A 16,681-nucleotide genomic window follows, 5' to 3' on the forward strand; every position below is an offset into this window, starting at 1 on the left:
AACCGGCCAGATCGTTCTGGAGCAGGATTGCCAATGAGCCGCGTCACCGAAATCCGCTTTGTCGGCTATGCCGTTACCGACCTTGCCGCCGAACACGCCTTTTACAGCAACGTGTGGGGGCTCAAAGAGGTCGGCCAACAGGATGGCATGATCCATTTCGCCGCAGAAGGGCATGACGAACATCACGTCATTCGCTTGCGCAAGGCCGATGAAAAGCGCGTCGATGTGATCGCGCTCGCCGCAGACAGCCGCGCTGATGTCGATGCGCTGCACGACAAGGTCATCGGCGCTGGCTGTCGCATCATCTTCGCGCCGCGCGCCCTGACCAGCTTCGGCGGCGGCTATGGCTTTCGCTTCTTCACGCCCGACGGCCTGCCGTTCGAAATTTCGAGCGATGTCGCACGTGGCACCTCGCGTCCGATGGTGCGCTGGGACGGGGTGCCGCAAAAGATCAGCCACATCGTCCTCCACTCGCCCGATCACAAGGCGATGGTGCAGTTCTTCGTCGATGTGCTCGGCTTCCGCGTCAGCGACTGGCTGGGGGACTTCATGTGCTTCCTGCGCTGCAACAGCGCGCATCACCGGATTGCATTTTTGCCTGGGCCGCCCTGCCTCAACCATGTCGCCTATGACATGCTGACCGTGGACGACATGATGCGTGGCATCAGCCGGCTGCGCAAACGCGGCACCGACATCCTCTGGGGCCCCGGCCGGCACACTGCGGGCAACAACACGTTCAGCTATTTCACCACACCGAATGGCTTTGCGGTCGAATATACGTCCGAGCTGGAGGACGTGGATTTCGAACATCATGTCGATCAGGTGCATGTGCCCGGACCCACCGTGATGGACCAATGGGGCGTCGGCATCGGCGGCCCGCAGACGATGCCGCATCCCGAGGCCGATAAGGGCCTGTTCCAGCCGGTCGAGGCATAATCATGGCGCTGTTTGAGTATTTCCCGAACTATATCTGGAACCTGTCGGTTGCGATCGCGCTCGAAAGCGGCGGGCGGATCGGCGAGATCGTCGATATGTGCCAGCCGATCAAGGATGCCGCCGCGTCGGGATCGGATGCCGGCACGCCGCAATTCATGGCGAAATGGGTCGAGATGGCCGACCGGCTGATCGGCCTGGCGGACGAGGACGATGCCGCCGGACGTGGCTTCTCGGCCTCGGACAAGCTCGAGCGCGCCGCGCTCTATCTGCTCGTCGCCGAGCGGATGCAGGGTCATGGCCATCCGGGGCGTCAGGAAACCTATGCGCGGGCGCTGGCGACCTTCGCTCGTTCGACCCAACTCGGCTCGATCAACCGCGAACGCGTGGAAATCCCGCTCGCGACCGGCACGATGCCCGCGCTGTTCACCCGCGCCGCCGGACCGGGGCCGCATCCGGTCGTCGTCTATTGCAACGGGCTCGATAGCTGCAAGGAGCTGCTCTACTGGTCGCGCCTGCCCGAAGCGCTGGCGCGCCGTGGTATTTCGACGCTGAGCGTCGACCAGCCCGGCAGCGGCGAGGCGCTGCGTCTTCAGAACCTCCCCGTCGACCCGCATAGCGAGAATTGGGCGAGCAAGGCGGTCGACTGGCTCGAAACCCAGAGCGACGTCGATCCCGCACGGATCGGCATGACCGGCATTTCCCTCGGCGGGCATTTCGCCCCGCGCGCGGTCGCCTATGAACCGCGCTTTGCAAGCGGCGCCTGCTGGGGCGCGAACCACAATTGGGCAGAGGTGCAGCAAAAGCGGCTCAATCGCGAGGGCGAAAACCCGGTGCCGCATTACTGGGCGCATGTCATGTGGGCGTTCGGTGCCGAGACGATGGAAGAATTTCTCGCCAAAGCCGACAACATGAACCTTAACGGTCATATGGGCGGCGTGAAGGTGCCGTTCCTGGTCACGCACGGTGCCAAGGACCGCCAGATCAGCGTCGACTATGCGCATGACTGCTACGATCAGCTCGTCAATTCGCCGCGCCGCGAACTCAAGCTGTTCACCGAGCGCGAGGGCGGGGTCGAGCATGTCGGCGCCGACAATATGAGCTTTGGCCGCGACTATATCGCCGACTGGTTCGCCGATACGCTGGGCGGGCGGCTCGCCTGATGCGCCTCGCCACGTTGAAGCGCGGCGGCCGCGACGGTACTTTGGTCGTGGTCAGCGCCGACGGCGCGCGCGTCGCCCCGGTTCCGGGCTATGCCACCCTGCAATCGGCGCTGGACGAGTGGGATGCGGTGCAGGATGCACTGCGGGCCGCCGCCCACGCTGCCGAATCCGGCGAAACCGTCGCCCCCGATGACTTCGCCGCCCCGCTACCGCGCGCGTGGCAATGGCTCGACGGCTCGGCCTTCGCCAATCACGGCGCGTTGATGGAGACGGCGTTCAACATGCCGCCGATCGAGACCGAACTGCCGCTGATGTATCAGGGGATGAGCCACTTGTTTCTCGCCCCGACCGCCGATGTGCCGTTGCCGAGCGAAGCCGACGGGATCGATTTCGAGGGTGAGTTCGGGATCGTCACCGGCGACGTCCCGATGGGCTGTTCAGCCGAAAAGGCGTTGCAGCATGTCCGCCTAGTGCTGCTCATCAACGACTGGTCGCTCCGCGCGATTGCGCCAGTTGAAATGAAGACAGGTTTCGGCTGGATCCAGGCCAAGCCCGCGTGCAGCGTCGCGCCCTTCGCAATCACCCCCGACGAAATGGGCAATGCCTGGCGTGAAGGCCGCGTCTGCCTCCCGCTAACGGTCGAGGTCGATGGCCAATGGTTCGGCAGCCCCAGCGGCGCGGCGATGGGCTATGGCTTTCACGAGCTAATCGCCCACGCTGCCCGCTCGCGCTCGCTCCCCGCCGGGACGATCATTGGCTCGGGCACCGTGTCCAATCCTGAGCATGAGACCGTCGGCTCGACCTGCCTGTCCGAGCGCCGCGCGATCGAAATCATCGCCCATGGCGCGCCCAGAACGCCGTTCCTCTCATTCGGAAGCCGCGTGGCAATGCGTGCAGGTGACGGCGTCTCGCCCTTCGGCGTCATCGATCAGCGCGTCGTCCCGGGATAACCAAAGCCCCTCCCTTTCAGAGGGGGGTGGGCTGGAGGGATGTCCCCCGGCGTCAAAGCTCGGCGAACACCGCTTCCACCAACTGCTCCAGCGACCCGTCATGCCGAAAGCCCAATGCATCGGCGCGCGGGGTTGCCAGCGGCGGATAGCTGCCGAACATGGCGCGGATCGCCTTATCCTCGACGAAGGTCAGCCCGCTGGTATCGCCATGACGGCCGAGTTCATCGACCAGATCGCCGATCCGCACGCGCAGCGCCGGAAACGTCACCGCGTCCCGAACCCTCGCCTCGCCCAGCGCCGCAGCCACCAAATTGGCGGCGCAGGTGCGGACCGACATCAACCAGCTGGTCGCATCGGGCGCGACCGGCACGCGATAGGGTGTTCCGGCCCTCGCCGCGTGAAAGACATCGCTCAGAAACGCCGAACCGAACCCGCCCGCCGTCGCAGGCCGCGCAACGATGCCCGGCAACCTCACCACCATCCCGCCAATCGCACCGCGCCGCATCGCATCGGCGAAGGCGAGTTCGACCATGCGTTTATGCGTGCCGTATACGCTGGCTGGGGCCGGCATCGTTTCATCATCGACCTGCGCAGGGAGTTGCCCGCCGAATACGCCGATCGACCCGGCAATGACGAGCCTGCGACCGTGCATCGCCTCGATCAGTGCCAGCGGCACATCAAGACCGATCGCACGCGACGCCCGTGGATCGCGCTCCGCCGCGCCGCCGGGCAAGGCCGCGAGATGAAGTACCGCGTCGATCCCGTCGCGGCAAAGCTCGCCGATCATCGCCGGATCGGTCAGCTCGCCGGCCAGCGTCTCGAAACGCTGTTGCACGTCGAACGCCCGGTCGGCCAGCACCAGCTGAATCTCTGGATGATGGTCAGTGACGTACCGCGCGACGGCCAGGCCGACAAACCCCGCCGCGCCGGTGATCGCAATCCGCATTTACGGTTTCAGATCGGCGTCGAACTTGCCGTCGATCAGGATGAACGCGATCCGACAATTGCGATCCGAACGGTTCGACCAGCCATGATTGGTACCGCGCTGGATCACCATATCGCCTGCGCGGACGGTCGTTTCGCCTTCGTCCACGATCAGCACCACTTCACCTTCCAGCACGATACCGTAATCGATCGTTTCGGTGCGATGCATCAATGCGTGGCGGCTGCTCTCGATGTGATGCGCGGATGCGTCGCCCGCGCCGACTTCGGCAAAATGCGCGCGTGCCTCCTCGGGCGACATCATACGAATTTCGTCATTCTCGGGCGGAATGTCGAGGACCCGGATGCGCGTGCCGCCCTTGGGGGGCGCAAGCTTGATATCGTGTTCCGCAGGTTCGCCAGAGGCTGCGTCAATCGGTGCAGGAACAACCGGGGTATTCCAGATTTCGTGAAACATCGGCCCCGACGGGCCACCGATCTGTTGCACGCGCGGCGCCGGGCCGTCTTCCTGAATGATCGCCTGACCGGCAGAATTATGGCCGGTCACGACACGGCGAACGGGTGGGGTCATCAAATCGCTCCTTAAGCGTCGTTGGTCGAGGGGCTGCGGCGCAGCAGCGCGAACCCCGCGCCGAGCGCGGCGGCTGCGGCGAAGAACAGGAAGGTGCCTGACAGCCCGCCGAGCACGCCCGACAGGGCTGCGGCGGTAATCGGAGCCACAAACTGTGCGAGGAAGAAGGCGCCGGTCCATATCCCGGTGCCGCGCCCGCGTGTTTGCGGCGGCAGCCGTCGCAGCACCCAGGCCAGCATGGTCGGCAGCATCAGCCCGTTGCCGGTACAAATCACCACCGCCGACGCCGCAGTCAGGAAAAACTCGCTCGACAGCGCGATACCGACATAGCCCAGCGTCACCAGCGACAGGCCGATGGCCAGCAGACACTGGCCCGGCATCGCCTTCAATCGCCCGAACAGCAGCGATCCGACCATCACGCCGAGATTGGCCGCCGCACCGGCCAGGCCGATCATCGCCGGCGATGTGACGCCGGTCGCCTCGATCACCGGGCCGAGCTGAACGATGATCGTGTAGAAGAGCAGCCCGACGCCAAAGGTTATTGCGACCAGTCCGGCAATGCTGCGCGTCGCCGCCGCCTGTGCTGCAGTCGGGCACGCTGCGCTGGCCTTGGCCGGTTCGAACAGGATGATCGCGCCGCCGAGCGCCACCGGCAGCGCCAGCAGATACAGCCAGAACGGCCCGCGCGAACCGAGCGCCTCGCCCAGCGCGCCGCCGGCGGCGATCAGCACGATCGCGCTGACGCTGGCGGTGGCGATCTGGATCGAAACCCAACGCTCGCGCCGTTCGCCCACGAAATAATCGCCGACCAGCGCGGTGGCGACGGTCATGATCACGGCCTCGGTCAGCCCGAGCGCGACACGCGCCGCCAGGATCGCATGCAAGCTGTCCAGCAGCAGCGGCAATAGGCCGAAGCCGGCATAGCCGATCAGCGCGCCGATCAGCAGCCGCTTGCGCCCGACTTTGTCGGACAGCCACCCGGCGAGCGGCGAGAATAACGCGACGCACAAAGCCGGTATGGTCAGCGCCATCGGCACCAGCACAGCCGATCCCGGCACGTCTGCAAATTCGCGCAGCAGCAATGGCAGGATCGGCACCAGCGCAATGATCGCCATCGTCGGCATCACCGCCGTGAGCATCAGGATTACCCCGTGCCGCGTGGTGGCTTGCATGGTCATGCCCTGCTCACTTTCCAAATCTAGATCGGTTCCGCGACGATTTCGAACATTTCATGTGTCGCTTTGGCATTGTCGACCGGCGGTCCCTTGCCGATCTGGCCCATGCAGATCGCAAGGCTCGAGCGCACGATATAGGCGCAGCGGTCGAAGCGACGGTCATGATAAGCGTTGAGCGCGGTTTCGATATCGTCATGGCGAGAAAGCTCCTCGGCCAGCACGAGGCTGTCCTCGATCGCCATGCCCGCGCCCTGGCCGAGATGCGGCGTGGTCGCGTGCACCGCGTCGCCGAGCAGCGCGATTCGCCCGCGATGCCACGGCCCCTCGATCAGCAACGCCTCAAGCGGACGATAAACGACGCCATCATCGTCGGTCACCTGCTCCGCCAGGTCGCGGACCAGCGGCGCGCAACTGGCCATTTTCGATCGCATCACCGCCGCGAGGCCTTTGCGCGTATAGCGCGGATTTTCGGGCTCGGGCGTGGTGACATAGATGTACATGAGGGTGTCGGAAATCGGCACCAGCCCGACCCCCGTCGGGCCATTATAGGCGTGAAGCGCGTCAAGATCGGTCGGGCGCGGCAGATTGTAGCGCCACACCGCCTGGCCGGTATATTCGGGTCGCGGCGCATCGGGAAACAACATCGCGCGCGTTTGCGAATAGACCCCGTCCGCGCCGACCACCAGATCGTATCGCGCCGAGGTGCCGTTCGACAGGCGAACATCGACGCCGTCGCCATCGTCCTGCAAGTCGGTCGCGGTCACGCCGAGCAGTACCTGCGCGCCGCTCGCGATGGTGCGATCGCCCAGAATCTTGTGCAGCGCCGGACGACCGATGCCCATATTCGCCGGATAGCCGTCGACCAGCCGCGGGGTGGGTACCCGCGCGACCTTCATGCCCGTAGGGGTATAGATCTCGACCGCGTCGAATCCGACCCCGGATGCGACGTACTCGTCGATCAGGCCAAGCTGGAACATCGCGCGGATGACGTTCGACTGCTGGATGATGCCGACGCCATAGACCGACCAGTCGGGATCGCGTTCGATCACCGTGACGGCAAAGCCGCGCGCGCGCAGGGCGATGGCGGCGGTCAGGCCGCCAATGCCGCCGCCGATGACGAGAATGCTGCCGGATTGCATGATTGGTCTTTCAGAAACGGTCGAGATCATTGGCGAGGGTGACGGGTCCGCTGAACTGGTCGCGGATCCGGGCGATATAGCGGCGCGTGCGAACCGGGTCGGGCGTGCCGCCGGCGAAATGGGTGACGACCACCGCCTTCACCCCGGCACGCGCCGCCAGCTGGCCGACCGCTTCGGGCGTGAGGTGATGCGTCGAAAGATGCTGTTCGAGCTGCTGCTTCGCCGCTGCCGGCATGTTCGGCGAATTGCGCGCGACGAGCGCCATGGTGCCGCCCATATCGATCATTTCGCTGACCAGCAGGTCAGCGCCCTTTGCCAGCTTCTCGACGGCTGTGCTCGGGCCGGTATCGCCAGTATAGACGATCGACCGGTCCGGCATGTCAAAGCGCAACGACAGCGATTTGTAATTGCGATCCTCGACGCTGCCTGGGGCAAAGTCGTAGTGCGTGTTCTGCGCAGCGGTAACGGTCATGCCGCCGACCTTGAAGCGCTCACCATCGGTCAGTTCGATCACCGTAACTGTGTCGGCAGGGGGCAGCCACGACTTGCCCGGAATGCCATAGCCAACGCGGGCAGCTGGCTGCATCGACGCGACGATCCCGGCGACCAGCACGCGCGTCCCCGGCGGACCGTAAACGGTCAGACGCTCACCGACATTGGTCTGGTTGCGCAGGCCGAGCACGGCCGACAGACCACCGGTGTGATCGACATGGAGGTGGCTCAAAAATACCGCCTTGACCCTGGGCAATGTGATGCCAGCGCGCGCCAGTTGCTGCACCGCTCCGTCGCCCGCATCGACCAGATAGACCTGTCCAGCGTGGATCAGGGCATTGGCCGGTTGCGATCGATCGACGCTGGGGACCGGTCCGCCCATCGTGCCGAGCGTGACAAACGCATCTCCGCCGGCTGGCACCTGTTGCGACAGCGCAGGCGATGCCGCGATCAGCGCCGCAAGTGCCAGCCGGGAGCAACACGCGTGCATCAGAAGTCGAACCCGACCCGAACGCCATAGGTGCGTGGCGGGCGCAGCGTGGCGACCGGAAAGTCGAGGATCGGCCGCGTGCCCGCGCGTGCCAGCACCACTTCATCGGTGATGTTGTTGACAAAGCCGGTGACGCTCCACCCGCTCTGACTTTCCAGCGTAAGGAACGCGTCGGCCATCGCAAACCCGTCCTGGCGCTCTTCCGGCCGGTAGTTCGAATTCATGAACCGGCTGCTTTCAATGTTGGCACGCGCGCCCGCGATCAGCGCAAGATCACCCGACAGCTCTAAGGTCCGCTCGTAACCGACGTTGATCGCCCATTTCGGCGAATTGACCGTCGGCTTCCCCGAACAGTCGATGTCATAGAAGCGGGCATTGTTGACGCCCGGGTTGGCAGCACGGCTGCCCAACGTGCGACATCCCGTCGTGACCGGCGCGCCGGTCGGCGAGAAGTTCGACGTCTGCAGGCTGTCATATTTACCATCGAGATACTGTACGTTAAGGTTGAACAGGTCGTTGCGGCTGGGCGCGAAGCGCGCCTCGAACTCGGCACCATAGATGCGCGATTTGCCCGCATTGACGGTAATCGATCCCTGCGCAAACAACCCGTTGCCGGTCGGCACGCCACCGACGAAGGTGATCTGCTGATCGCGATAGTCCCAATAGAATGCCTCGAAATTCAGCTGCAGCTTGTTGTCGAAAAAGCGGTTCTTCGCACCCACCGTATAGGCAGTCAGCGTTTCCGGTCGAAACGTATTGTTGGGCGGCTGGGCGACGAAGAACCCACCCGATTTGAAGCCGGTTGCGACGTTCGCATAGATCAGCGAAGCCGGGCCTGCGTCGAATTCAACACCCGCTTTCCAGGTGAATTTCTCGAAACTCAGGCTGCCGGTGAACGGCGCGCTCAGCGGTGGCTGGATCGGACCGGGAAGGCCACCCGATGCCGTCGAAGTCAGCTGCTTCTTGTCCTCGCGCGTGTAACGCCCGCCGCCCACCAGCCGCAACGCATCGGTGACGTTGAACGTCAACTGTCCGAACGCCGCAACGCTCTCGGTATTCAGCCGGGGCGTGAAGCGGGTGGTCGAGATATTGCCCTGGCGGAAAAAATTCTCGGTCGCCTGGTTCTCGCCGAAATAGAATGCGCCCAGCACATAGCCCAGCCGCTGCCCGTCATTCGACGCCAGCCGGACCTCGACCGATGTCTGCTCGGCCAAATCGACGAAATCGCCCGCAAAGCCCGGCAGATAGGTGCGGAAATTCACGTCCGAACGCCGCCAGGCCGGAATCACCGTAAGCGTGCCAAAGCCGAGATCGCCGACAACGGTTGCGCTGACGCCATAGAATTTATTGTCGAGAAAGCCGTCGGTCCCGGCGAGCGCCACGCAGCCGCTGGTCACAAAGCCGCCAAAACCGCCGCAGAAAGGCGGGGCGAACACCGTGGCGGCATAGCCACGGATCGCGGCGTGCGCGCGCGGGTCGGATACGCTGATCCGATCCTCCAGAGGGGGTACCGCGAATGCGGCGCTTGGAAGCAGAACCGCGCCCGACCCCTTGCCATGCTGTCGATAATAATCGGCGACCAGCGTCATCGACCACAGTGGCGAAGGCTCGATCAACAACGACGCACGCACCGCCTCGCCCTTGTCGTCGTCATAACCGTCGGAGATATAGCCGTCGCGATCGACGACCTGCCCTGCCACACGCAGCGCTACGGTGTCGCCGATCGGGACGTTCAGCGCGAGAAAGCCCTTCTTGCTGTCGTAATTGCCATATTCGAACAGCGCTTCGCCGCGGAACTGGCCCAACACAGGCCGTTTCGGAAGCACGTTGATCGCGCCGCCGGTGGCGTTGCGACCATAAAGTGTTCCCTGCGGCCCCTTGACCACTTCGACCCGTTCGAGGTCGTAAAAAACGCCCGCTGGCGCTGTCGGACGACCGACATAAACGCCGTTGAAATTGAACGCGACGGCGTTTTCGGAGAAGGAGTTCTGCGAGTTGGTGCCAACACCGCGCAGGAAGAAGCTGGTGGTACCCCCCGTTGGCTGCACGACCAGCGATGGCACCAGCTTGCCCAGATTGGATGTTTCGGTAATGCCCGATTTGGCCAGATCGTCACCGGTTACCGCAGTGACGGCAACAGCCGCGCGCTGCAGCGATTCTGAACGTCGCTGGGCAGTGATGACGATATCGGTAAGGCCATCCGCGCTTTCGCTGTCAGCAGCCTCTGATGCTTGCTGCGCGCCGGCGTCTGCTTGCTGGGCCGCAACCGTTGGGACGCTAAGCGCCAGAACCGCCGCCGTTCCGGCCAAAAGTGCTTGTTTCATATATCCCTCCCGATGGGCGACATTTCGATGGACGCGCCTCGCCGAACAGGAATGGCAAATTTGCTGAAATTATTATAATGATTTGTTTTGATATGAATGAACAAATGGAATTGATGGATGCGGCTCGATCAATTTGATCTCAACCTGTTGATTGCATTCGATGTGTTGATCGAGGAGCGCGGGGTAACCCGCGCCGCGGAGCGCCTGAACCTGACCCAATCGGCGATGAGCGCGGCGCTGAAGCGGCTGCGCGAGGCATTTTCGGACGACATTCTCGTTCAGCATGGCAAACGGATGGTGCCGACGCCCGGTGCCTTGTCACTTGCACCCCATGTCGCCGCGGCTGTGCTCAACCTGCGCGGAATTCTCGCCAGCGGGATGCGCTTCGATCCGCAGCAGTCGCGTCGCCGGTTCCGCATCGTAGCGTCCGACTATATCACGACGGTGCTGATCGGTCCGGCACTTCGATCGCTCCAACGCGAAGCCCCGGGGATCCAGATCGAAATAACCCTGCCGGGGTCCGACATTCTCGAAATGCTCGACGACGGCGAGATCGATCTACTCATTTCCCCCGAACAATTTCTCAGTCCCGATCACCCGCGCGAACTGGTGTTTGAAGAGCGCCATGTCGTTGTCGGTTGTGCGAACAATCCCGCCCTGCAAAAGCCGCTCGATGCCGAGACATTCTACAATAGCGGGCATGTGGTGGTCAGCGTCTCTCGGGACGGAACGTTCATCGACAATTTTCTGCGCGGACAAAGTGAGCAACGGCGGGTCGAGGTGATTTGCGCGGCGTTCACGCAAGTCCCCTGGATGCTTCCCGGGACCACGCGCCTCGCCCTGATGCACGAGCGCCTGGCACGCGAACTGGCACCGCAATTGTCGCTCGCGATTCAGAACCCGCCATTCGAGCTGCCCATCATGCGCGAAATGATGCAATTCCACAGCGCGCGCGCAGCCGACCGCGGACTGTCCTGGCTCCGCGAACGCCTTAGTGCCACCGTTTCCCTCGCAACCGCTTGCTGAAGACGTTCAAGCGCTGATCGGTACCATCAGGCCCCCTGTCACCAGCATTGGCCGAGATAGCGCCGACATTGAGTATCTAAGGACGGATCAAGACAGGCTGCGAGCTAGCAGGGCTGCTCAACAAGCGCCGACTAGAAACTGAGGTAGGGGCCATTCGCTGCCTGCTCATGGATGCCGTTTTCGAGAGATCCGCAAGCGTGCCGAACAACCGAGTTCGGGGGAAGAACTGCCGGAGCGTCGCCATTGCCGCGCGCACCGACAGCGACCGAGCAGCGTCTCTCGCAACCCCTGAGAAGGGTGACCGGAGACGGAGCGAGGAAAATACAGGTTGCGTGCTAGCTATGTGCGAACATGCCCCTGTTGAAGGTCGGTAATCACGCTGCCTAAGAAACTCCTGCTGCCGGGGCAATCGCATATCCCCGGCAGCCAGATCAGTGAATCATTCAGCAGCCACCGCCAGCGCTTCTTCCGGCTTGAGCAATCCCGACATTTTCCATTGCTGCTCAAGCACGCCAGGACCATAGTTCTTCGCGCCACCCAGCGTCTCGGCAATCGCCTGAAACCGAGCGCCTTCGTCGATCAGCACGATATAGCTGGCGAGCGCGAGCAGCCCCTTGCGGCCCCACGCCGTCGATCCACCATTCGCCTCCAGGATCGCCGGAACCTGCGGATCGCGCGCGAGCGTTTCGAGGATGAAATCCGCCTCGGCCTGACGCCGGTCGATATAGATCGGCAGCTCGCGCGCGCGGGTCCAGCGCTGGACCGGGACATAGCGGATCGGCAATGCCCGGTGGCTTTGCGACCATGCCCCCAGATAGACGGTATGGACATGACTCACCGTTGTGATGTCGGCATGCGCACGAAAGATCGAAAGGTACCGCCCCCCGCCGAGATTGGCGTTGGGCGGCCCCTTCAGCACTTCGCCGTCCAGCGCATAGATCGTCGGGTGAATCTCCGCATCGGGTGCGAACGGGCCGGGATAGCCGATCGACACGACCGCTTCCTCGCCCGGCACACGCTCGACGAAATTGACCGTGCCGCTCGGCGCGATCGTGCCGGTGGCGGCGAGCCCGCGAAAGGCGATGGTCGCGTCCCGCACGACGGCGGCAGCGAAATCGGTAATGGTGGAATTGAGGATGGTCATGGGGGTTCTCCTTATTCTGCTGCTTCGAGCAGGAATTGTTTGGCAGCGGTGCGACCGAGCAGCGGCAGCACCTCCTCACCGATGCGATAGGCTTCCTCGAGATGTGGGGTGCCGGCGAGAATGAAGGCGTCGGCCCCACGCCCGATCAGTTCGTCGAGCTGTTCGGCGCATTGTTCGTAGCTGCCGACGATGCCCAGCGACGGCCCTCCGCGCAGCAGGTTGAACCCGCCCCACAGATTTTTGCCGACGATCAAATCGTCCCAGCGCTTTGCTTCGGTCGGACGCAATGCCGCCTGCCGCGATGCGCCGATCGAATCGGTCGGCTGCCCGCGCCACTGCGCGCGCGTCTCGTCGGTGACATTCTCGAACCCGATGCGCACGTCGCGCCACGCTTCTTCCTCGGTCGGGCGCGCCACCAGATCGACCCGAATCGCGCATTTCTGTTCGCCGCCCAGCTCTGCCGTGCGTTGCTTCACCCGCGCAAATTTGTCGGTCAGCTGCTCATAGGGTTCGAGCCAGGAAAGATAATAGTCGGCGTGTTTCGCTGCCGACTGGAGCGCCGCGTCGGACGATCCCGAGAACCAGATTTCCGGCACTTCCTCGCGTGCGAGCAGCGGCGACAAGCGCTCGCCCTCGACCTGATAAAAAAGCCCCTGATAGTCGAATGGCTGGCCGCTCCAGACGCCTCGAAAAACGTCGAGGAATTCGGTGGTGCGGCCATAGCGGTCGTCATGCGTGAAATCGTCGCCCCACCACAATTGCGACGGACCGCCGCCGCCGGTGATGATGTTGAACACGGTTCGCCCGCCGGTTGCGCGTTGCAGGCTGGCGGAGAGGCGCGCGGCGTGGACCGGGTCGAGGAAACCCGGCTGAAACGCGATCATGAAGCGGAAGGTCTCGGTCTCACGCGCCAGTAGCGGCGAGATCGCCCATGGATCGTCGGTGTTGGGAAAGGACGGGATCAGCCCGCCGATAAAGCCCGACAGTTCGGCCGCCTTCGCAATTTCTGCTAGGTGATCGATGTAACGAAAGCCGTCATCCTCACCTTCAGCGGTCAGGCCCGGTGTCTGATTACCGGGCGCGAGTGGGGACCAGTCGCCGCGGTCATAGGAGCCGTGGCGGATCGTCGAGTGGCAACCATGCGTGGGCAGGCGCCAGTAAAAGTCGATGGACATGGTGCTTTTTCCTTCAGGCGGCGGTGCGCAGCGCGGACGTGCGCGCGCGGACGAGCGGCAGGACGAACTGGCCGATGCGATATGCTTCCTCCACCGATTGCGGGGCGCTCAGCACAAGGTGGGTGACGCCCGCCGCGTGGAGCGCGACGAGCCGGTCGGCGACGGCCGCATAGCTGCCGGCGATACCTTCGCCGCCCGCGCCCGCCGCTTCGTCGTCGGTCTCGCGTGCCGTCACCCTTGCGACGACGCCGATGGCGACATTGCGATCCGCTGCGAGCGTGAGACGATCGAGCGTCTCGGCGCGCTCACGCAGCCGGTCGAGATCGACATCATCGAACAAGTGAATGTCGGCGGCATGGGCGGACAGTTGCAACGCGGCTTCGTCCGCGCCGCTCAGGAACACCGGCGGAAATGGGACATTGGCCAAGGGTGCCTTGAACCCGCCGCCCTGTACGGCGAAAAACTGCCCTTTGTGATCGAATGGCTGCTGGCCATGCACGCCGCGCGCGACATGGAGGAACTCGCGGATACGCTCGGCATCCTCCTCGTCGGCGGGGTTGCTCACGATTGCCCAGCCCAGTCGGTTATGTGTGGCGCGCTGAAAGCTCACCGCCTGTTTGGCGGCATAGACGGCGGAGCCGACCGTGCTGGGAAATTCGGGAATGAGCCGCAGCCGGGGTGCCCCACGCGCGACCGCTGCCGCGACGATCTGGCTGTCGTCGCTGTCGGGGCGATAGGCGACGAACAGCCCGTCGAAGCCGGTGATCGCGGCGGCGCGCGCCACCTGCGCATAATAGTCGTAGCGCGTGAGCGAACGCGTGCGGGCCTCGCGTGGCAGATAACCTGTGGCGGGTCGTTCGTGCGGTTCGCCCCGCGCGGGTTCGGCGGCGGGGTCGAGCCGCCAATAGAGGTTGAGGGTCATGCGGCACTCCTTTCATGGGGGTGGGTGCGGACGCCGAAGCGGCCATCGAACACGAGGTCGCGCTGCGGCAGGCGCGTATTGGGCTGTTCCTGCGCGTGAAAATCGGCGTGCAGGGTGTCGAGGCCGGCTAGACGCCCCAGCGCGACGATCGCCTCGACGGCGAAGTCGGCGGGAATCGCCAGACGCTCGCGCGCGGCGTCGCGGTCGAACCCGCCAATGCCGTGGGTATGCCAGCCGAGCAGAAACGCCTGATGCGCGAAGTTCGCCCAAGCCGCACCGGCGTCGAAACTGTGGTTGCCATTATCGACGATCTCGCCGCGCCGTTCGAGCTTAAGCGCCGATATGATCACGACCAGCGCCGATGCCTGCGCCGCCCATAGCCGGTTGCGCGGTGCCAGCAGGTCGAGGAAATCGGTCCAGGCCGCATCGCCATTACGGGCGACGATGAAGCGCCACGGCTGGGCGTTTGAGGCCGATGGCGCCCAGCGTGCTGCCTCGAACGCGCTGTGCAGCACCGTATCGGGGATCGGCTCGCCGGAAAAGCTGCGCGGCGACCAGCGATCCACGAACAACGGCTCGACCGGGTGATCGGGAACCCGGCTCATGCCCGCATCTCCCGCACCGGCAGATGCACCAGCTTTTCAGGGGGCGGGCCGGTCAGTTCGGCCAGAATCTCGTCGCGGATGCGGTGCACCACCGGCGACGAACGCTTGCGCGGATGCGGCAGATCAATGTCGACGATGCGGCGGATGCGCCCGGGCTTGGCATCCATCACAATCACGCGATTGCCCAGATAGACGGCCTCCTCGACATCGTGCGTGACCATCACCATCGTCGATCGCTGCGCCATCCAGATGCGCTGAAGCTCGCGCTGCACATGCACGCGGGTCAGTGCGTCGAGCGCGCCGAGCGGCTCGTCGAGCAGCAGCAGCTTCGGCTCGGTCACCAGTGCGCGGGCGATCGCTGCGCGCTGTGCCATCCCGCCGGAGAGCTGGTGTGGATAAGCCTTCTCGAAGCCGGTCAGGTTTACCAGCGCGATATGCTCTGCGACGATCCTCGGGCGCTGCGCTTTCGGGATATCGGTGTTGAGGAGGGCCAGCCCGATATTGTCCTCAAGCGTCAGCCACGGGAACAGCCGGTGGTCCTGAAAGATCAGCCCGCGATCGAGGCTGGTGCCCGCGATGCGGCGGCCATCAAGCCGAATTTCCCCTGCATAATCCGTGTCGAGGCCGGCGATAAGTCGCAGCAATGTCGACTTGCCGCAGCCCGAGGGGCCGACGATGCTGATGAACTCGCCCGCGCGAATATCGAGATCGATCCGATCCAGCACCGGCAGCGTATCCGCACCGATGCGGAAGTCCTTCGACAGGCCGTGAACGGTGAGCGCACCATTGGCGTGCGCGTCGGCGGGGTTCGGCGGCGTGTCGATCCGGGTGTGCAATGTCATGACCGGTCCTTCAGTCGATCGTCGGTTGCCAGCGCAGCAGGTGGCGGCGAAGGCGGGCGAAGAGGTGGTTGATAGAGAACCCCAGAAGGGCGGCGGCGAGGATCGCGACGAGGATGATGTCCATTCGCTGCTGTGCTTGCGCGACGCCCATCGTCGCCCCGAGGCCCGCATTTGCGCCGAGCAGGATTTCGGTGCCGATCGTGGCGATCCAGGCGAAGGCGAGCGCCTGTGTGAAGCCGGTGAGGATCAGCGGCAGCGCGGCGGGCAGCAGCACATGGACGAAGCGCTGCCACGGGGTGAAGCCATACAGCGTGCCGACCTCGACCTGTTTGCGATCGACCGCCGTCACCCCTTCATAGCTGTTGAGCACCGTGGGATAGAAGGCGGCGAGGCTGACGATCAGCAGCTTCGCACCGTCGCCATTGCCGACCCACAGGCCGATCAGCGGCAGCCAGCCGAGCAACGGCACCTGACGGATCGCGTGATAAAGCGGCCCGACCAGCCGGTCGACCGGGCGGAACATCGCCATCGCCACGCCCAGCGCGGTGCCGGCCACGCCGCCGAGCAGCAACCCGGTGACTGCGCGCGAGAGTGTGGCGAGCGCGTCGTTGAGCAGGAACCCGTTGCCGAGTTGCGTGGCGAGGGTCGCGCCCACATCCTGCAACGGCACGAACGCCAGCGCGCGCGCGCCGCCCAGCGCCGATTGCGCCTGCCACCAGAACAGGATCAGGACCGGCACGATCAGGCCGAGCAGGATGCGCGCGGCGGGGGTGTTCAGGCGGGCCATT

16 protein-coding genes are annotated in these 16,681 nt (G+C 64.4%); 4 read left to right on the top strand and 12 right to left on the bottom strand.

Features of this window, described 5'->3' with window-relative positions; translation table 11 throughout:
* The first annotated feature begins 33 nt into the window (after window positions 1-33).
* The 3 genes from U1702_RS11950 to U1702_RS11960 are packed head-to-tail and all read left to right on the top strand — an operon-like array spanning window position 34 to window position 3,046.
* Window positions 34-936, top strand: a complete 903-nt coding sequence (locus tag U1702_RS11950; RefSeq protein WP_332724896.1) for a VOC family protein — start codon at window positions 34-36, stop codon at window positions 934-936.
* A gap of 2 nt (window positions 937-938) precedes the next feature.
* Complete coding sequence (locus tag U1702_RS11955; protein WP_332724898.1) at window positions 939-2,096, top strand: alpha/beta hydrolase family protein; 1,158 nt, start codon at window positions 939-941, stop codon at window positions 2,094-2,096.
* Window positions 2,096-3,046: a fumarylacetoacetate hydrolase family protein gene (locus U1702_RS11960; RefSeq protein WP_332724900.1), complete on the top strand. Its 951-nt coding sequence runs from the start codon at window positions 2,096-2,098 to the stop codon at window positions 3,044-3,046. The genes U1702_RS11955 and U1702_RS11960 overlap by 1 nt, the downstream gene beginning before the upstream one ends.
* A gap of 52 nt (window positions 3,047-3,098) precedes the next feature.
* Here U1702_RS11960 and U1702_RS11965 read toward each other — a convergent pair whose 3' ends face one another.
* From U1702_RS11965 to U1702_RS11990, 6 genes are read right to left on the bottom strand one after another with little or no spacing between them, the layout of a single operon-like run.
* Window positions 3,099-3,992, bottom strand: coding sequence for an NAD-dependent epimerase/dehydratase family protein (locus tag U1702_RS11965; RefSeq protein WP_332724902.1), 894 nt, complete (start codon window positions 3,990-3,992; stop codon window positions 3,099-3,101).
* Window positions 3,993-4,559, bottom strand: a complete 567-nt coding sequence (locus tag U1702_RS11970; RefSeq protein ID WP_332724904.1) for a cupin domain-containing protein — start codon at window positions 4,557-4,559, stop codon at window positions 3,993-3,995.
* Window positions 4,560-4,570: 11 nt separating this feature from the next.
* Window positions 4,571-5,737 carry an MFS transporter gene (locus tag U1702_RS11975; protein WP_332724906.1) on the bottom strand — a complete coding sequence of 389 codons (1,167 nt, stop codon included), beginning with the start codon at window positions 5,735-5,737 and terminating at the stop codon, window positions 4,571-4,573.
* A gap of 20 nt (window positions 5,738-5,757) precedes the next feature.
* Window positions 5,758-6,873, bottom strand: a complete 1,116-nt coding sequence (locus U1702_RS11980) for an FAD-dependent oxidoreductase (RefSeq protein WP_332724908.1) — start codon at window positions 6,871-6,873, stop codon at window positions 5,758-5,760.
* Between the two features lie 10 nt (window positions 6,874-6,883).
* Window positions 6,884-7,855: an MBL fold metallo-hydrolase gene (locus U1702_RS11985; RefSeq protein ID WP_332724910.1), complete on the bottom strand. Its 972-nt coding sequence runs from the start codon at window positions 7,853-7,855 to the stop codon at window positions 6,884-6,886.
* Window positions 7,855-10,179: a TonB-dependent receptor gene (locus U1702_RS11990; RefSeq protein WP_332724913.1), complete on the bottom strand. Its 2,325-nt coding sequence runs from the start codon at window positions 10,177-10,179 to the stop codon at window positions 7,855-7,857. The genes U1702_RS11985 and U1702_RS11990 overlap by 1 nt, the downstream gene beginning before the upstream one ends.
* A gap of 117 nt (window positions 10,180-10,296) precedes the next feature.
* Here U1702_RS11990 and U1702_RS11995 point away from each other — a divergent pair, with 117 nt between their 5' ends.
* Window positions 10,297-11,205 carry a LysR family transcriptional regulator gene (locus U1702_RS11995; protein WP_332724915.1) on the top strand — a complete coding sequence of 303 codons (909 nt, stop codon included), beginning with the start codon at window positions 10,297-10,299 and terminating at the stop codon, window positions 11,203-11,205.
* A 439-nt stretch (window positions 11,206-11,644) separates the two neighbouring features.
* Here U1702_RS11995 and U1702_RS12000 read toward each other — a convergent pair whose 3' ends face one another.
* From U1702_RS12000 to U1702_RS12025, 6 genes are read right to left on the bottom strand one after another with little or no spacing between them, the layout of a single operon-like run.
* The gene (locus U1702_RS12000) at window positions 11,645-12,349 is read right to left on the bottom strand and encodes a class II aldolase/adducin family protein (RefSeq protein ID WP_332724917.1); all 705 of its coding nucleotides are present in this window, start codon (window positions 12,347-12,349) and stop codon (window positions 11,645-11,647) included.
* A gap of 11 nt (window positions 12,350-12,360) precedes the next feature.
* Window positions 12,361-13,524 carry an LLM class flavin-dependent oxidoreductase gene (locus tag U1702_RS12005; protein ID WP_332724919.1) on the bottom strand — a complete coding sequence of 388 codons (1,164 nt, stop codon included), beginning with the start codon at window positions 13,522-13,524 and terminating at the stop codon, window positions 12,361-12,363.
* A gap of 13 nt (window positions 13,525-13,537) precedes the next feature.
* Window positions 13,538-14,446 (bottom strand): LLM class flavin-dependent oxidoreductase, encoded by a 909-nt coding sequence (locus U1702_RS12010; RefSeq protein ID WP_332724921.1) that lies wholly within the window; start codon window positions 14,444-14,446, stop codon window positions 13,538-13,540.
* A complete protein-coding gene (locus tag U1702_RS12015; protein ID WP_332724923.1) occupies window positions 14,443-15,051 on the bottom strand; it encodes a nitroreductase family protein in 609 nt (202 codons plus the stop codon). Before U1702_RS12015 ends, U1702_RS12010 begins: the two co-directional genes overlap by 4 nt.
* Complete coding sequence (locus tag U1702_RS12020; protein WP_332724925.1) at window positions 15,048-15,893, bottom strand: ABC transporter ATP-binding protein; 846 nt, start codon at window positions 15,891-15,893, stop codon at window positions 15,048-15,050. The genes U1702_RS12015 and U1702_RS12020 overlap by 4 nt, the downstream gene beginning before the upstream one ends.
* Window positions 15,894-15,903: 10 nt before the next feature.
* Entirely contained in the window at window positions 15,904-16,680 is a 777-nt protein-coding gene (locus U1702_RS12025) for an ABC transporter permease (RefSeq protein WP_332724927.1), read from the bottom strand.
* Window position 16,681 lies beyond the last annotated feature (1 nt).

Origin of the sequence: Sphingomonas sp. LT1P40 (assembly GCF_036663835.1) — a bacterium.
Lineage (GTDB): Bacteria > Pseudomonadota > Alphaproteobacteria > Sphingomonadales > Sphingomonadaceae > Sphingomonas.

What these genes read in the sequence shown, in the direction of transcription:
- U1702_RS12020 (WP_332724925.1), bottom strand. Translation starts at nt 15,893, where the DNA reads ATGACATTGCACACCCGGATCGACACGCCGCCGAACCCCGCCGACGCG.
- U1702_RS11990 (WP_332724913.1), bottom strand. Translation starts at nt 10,179, where the DNA reads ATGAAACAAGCACTTTTGGCCGGAACGGCGGCGGTTCTGGCGCTTAGC.
- U1702_RS11965 (WP_332724902.1), bottom strand. Translation starts at nt 3,992, where the DNA reads ATGCGGATTGCGATCACCGGCGCGGCGGGGTTTGTCGGCCTGGCCGTC.
- U1702_RS12005 (WP_332724919.1), bottom strand. Translation starts at nt 13,524, where the DNA reads ATGTCCATCGACTTTTACTGGCGCCTGCCCACGCATGGTTGCCACTCG.
- U1702_RS11995 (WP_332724915.1), top strand. Translation starts at nt 10,297, where the DNA reads ATGCGGCTCGATCAATTTGATCTCAACCTGTTGATTGCATTCGATGTG.
- U1702_RS12015 (WP_332724923.1), bottom strand. Translation starts at nt 15,051, where the DNA reads ATGAGCCGGGTTCCCGATCACCCGGTCGAGCCGTTGTTCGTGGATCGC.
- U1702_RS11975 (WP_332724906.1), bottom strand. Translation starts at nt 5,737, where the DNA reads ATGACCATGCAAGCCACCACGCGGCACGGGGTAATCCTGATGCTCACG.
- U1702_RS11970 (WP_332724904.1), bottom strand. Translation starts at nt 4,559, where the DNA reads ATGACCCCACCCGTTCGCCGTGTCGTGACCGGCCATAATTCTGCCGGT.
- U1702_RS11980 (WP_332724908.1), bottom strand. Translation starts at nt 6,873, where the DNA reads ATGCAATCCGGCAGCATTCTCGTCATCGGCGGCGGCATTGGCGGCCTG.
- U1702_RS11950 (WP_332724896.1), top strand. Translation starts at nt 34, where the DNA reads ATGAGCCGCGTCACCGAAATCCGCTTTGTCGGCTATGCCGTTACCGAC.
- U1702_RS12025 (WP_332724927.1), bottom strand. Translation starts at nt 16,680, where the DNA reads ATGGCCCGCCTGAACACCCCCGCCGCGCGCATCCTGCTCGGCCTGATC.
- U1702_RS11960 (WP_332724900.1), top strand. Translation starts at nt 2,096, where the DNA reads ATGCGCCTCGCCACGTTGAAGCGCGGCGGCCGCGACGGTACTTTGGTC.
- U1702_RS12010 (WP_332724921.1), bottom strand. Translation starts at nt 14,446, where the DNA reads ATGACCCTCAACCTCTATTGGCGGCTCGACCCCGCCGCCGAACCCGCG.
- U1702_RS11955 (WP_332724898.1), top strand. Translation starts at nt 939, where the DNA reads ATGGCGCTGTTTGAGTATTTCCCGAACTATATCTGGAACCTGTCGGTT.
- U1702_RS12000 (WP_332724917.1), bottom strand. Translation starts at nt 12,349, where the DNA reads ATGACCATCCTCAATTCCACCATTACCGATTTCGCTGCCGCCGTCGTG.
- U1702_RS11985 (WP_332724910.1), bottom strand. Translation starts at nt 7,855, where the DNA reads ATGCACGCGTGTTGCTCCCGGCTGGCACTTGCGGCGCTGATCGCGGCA.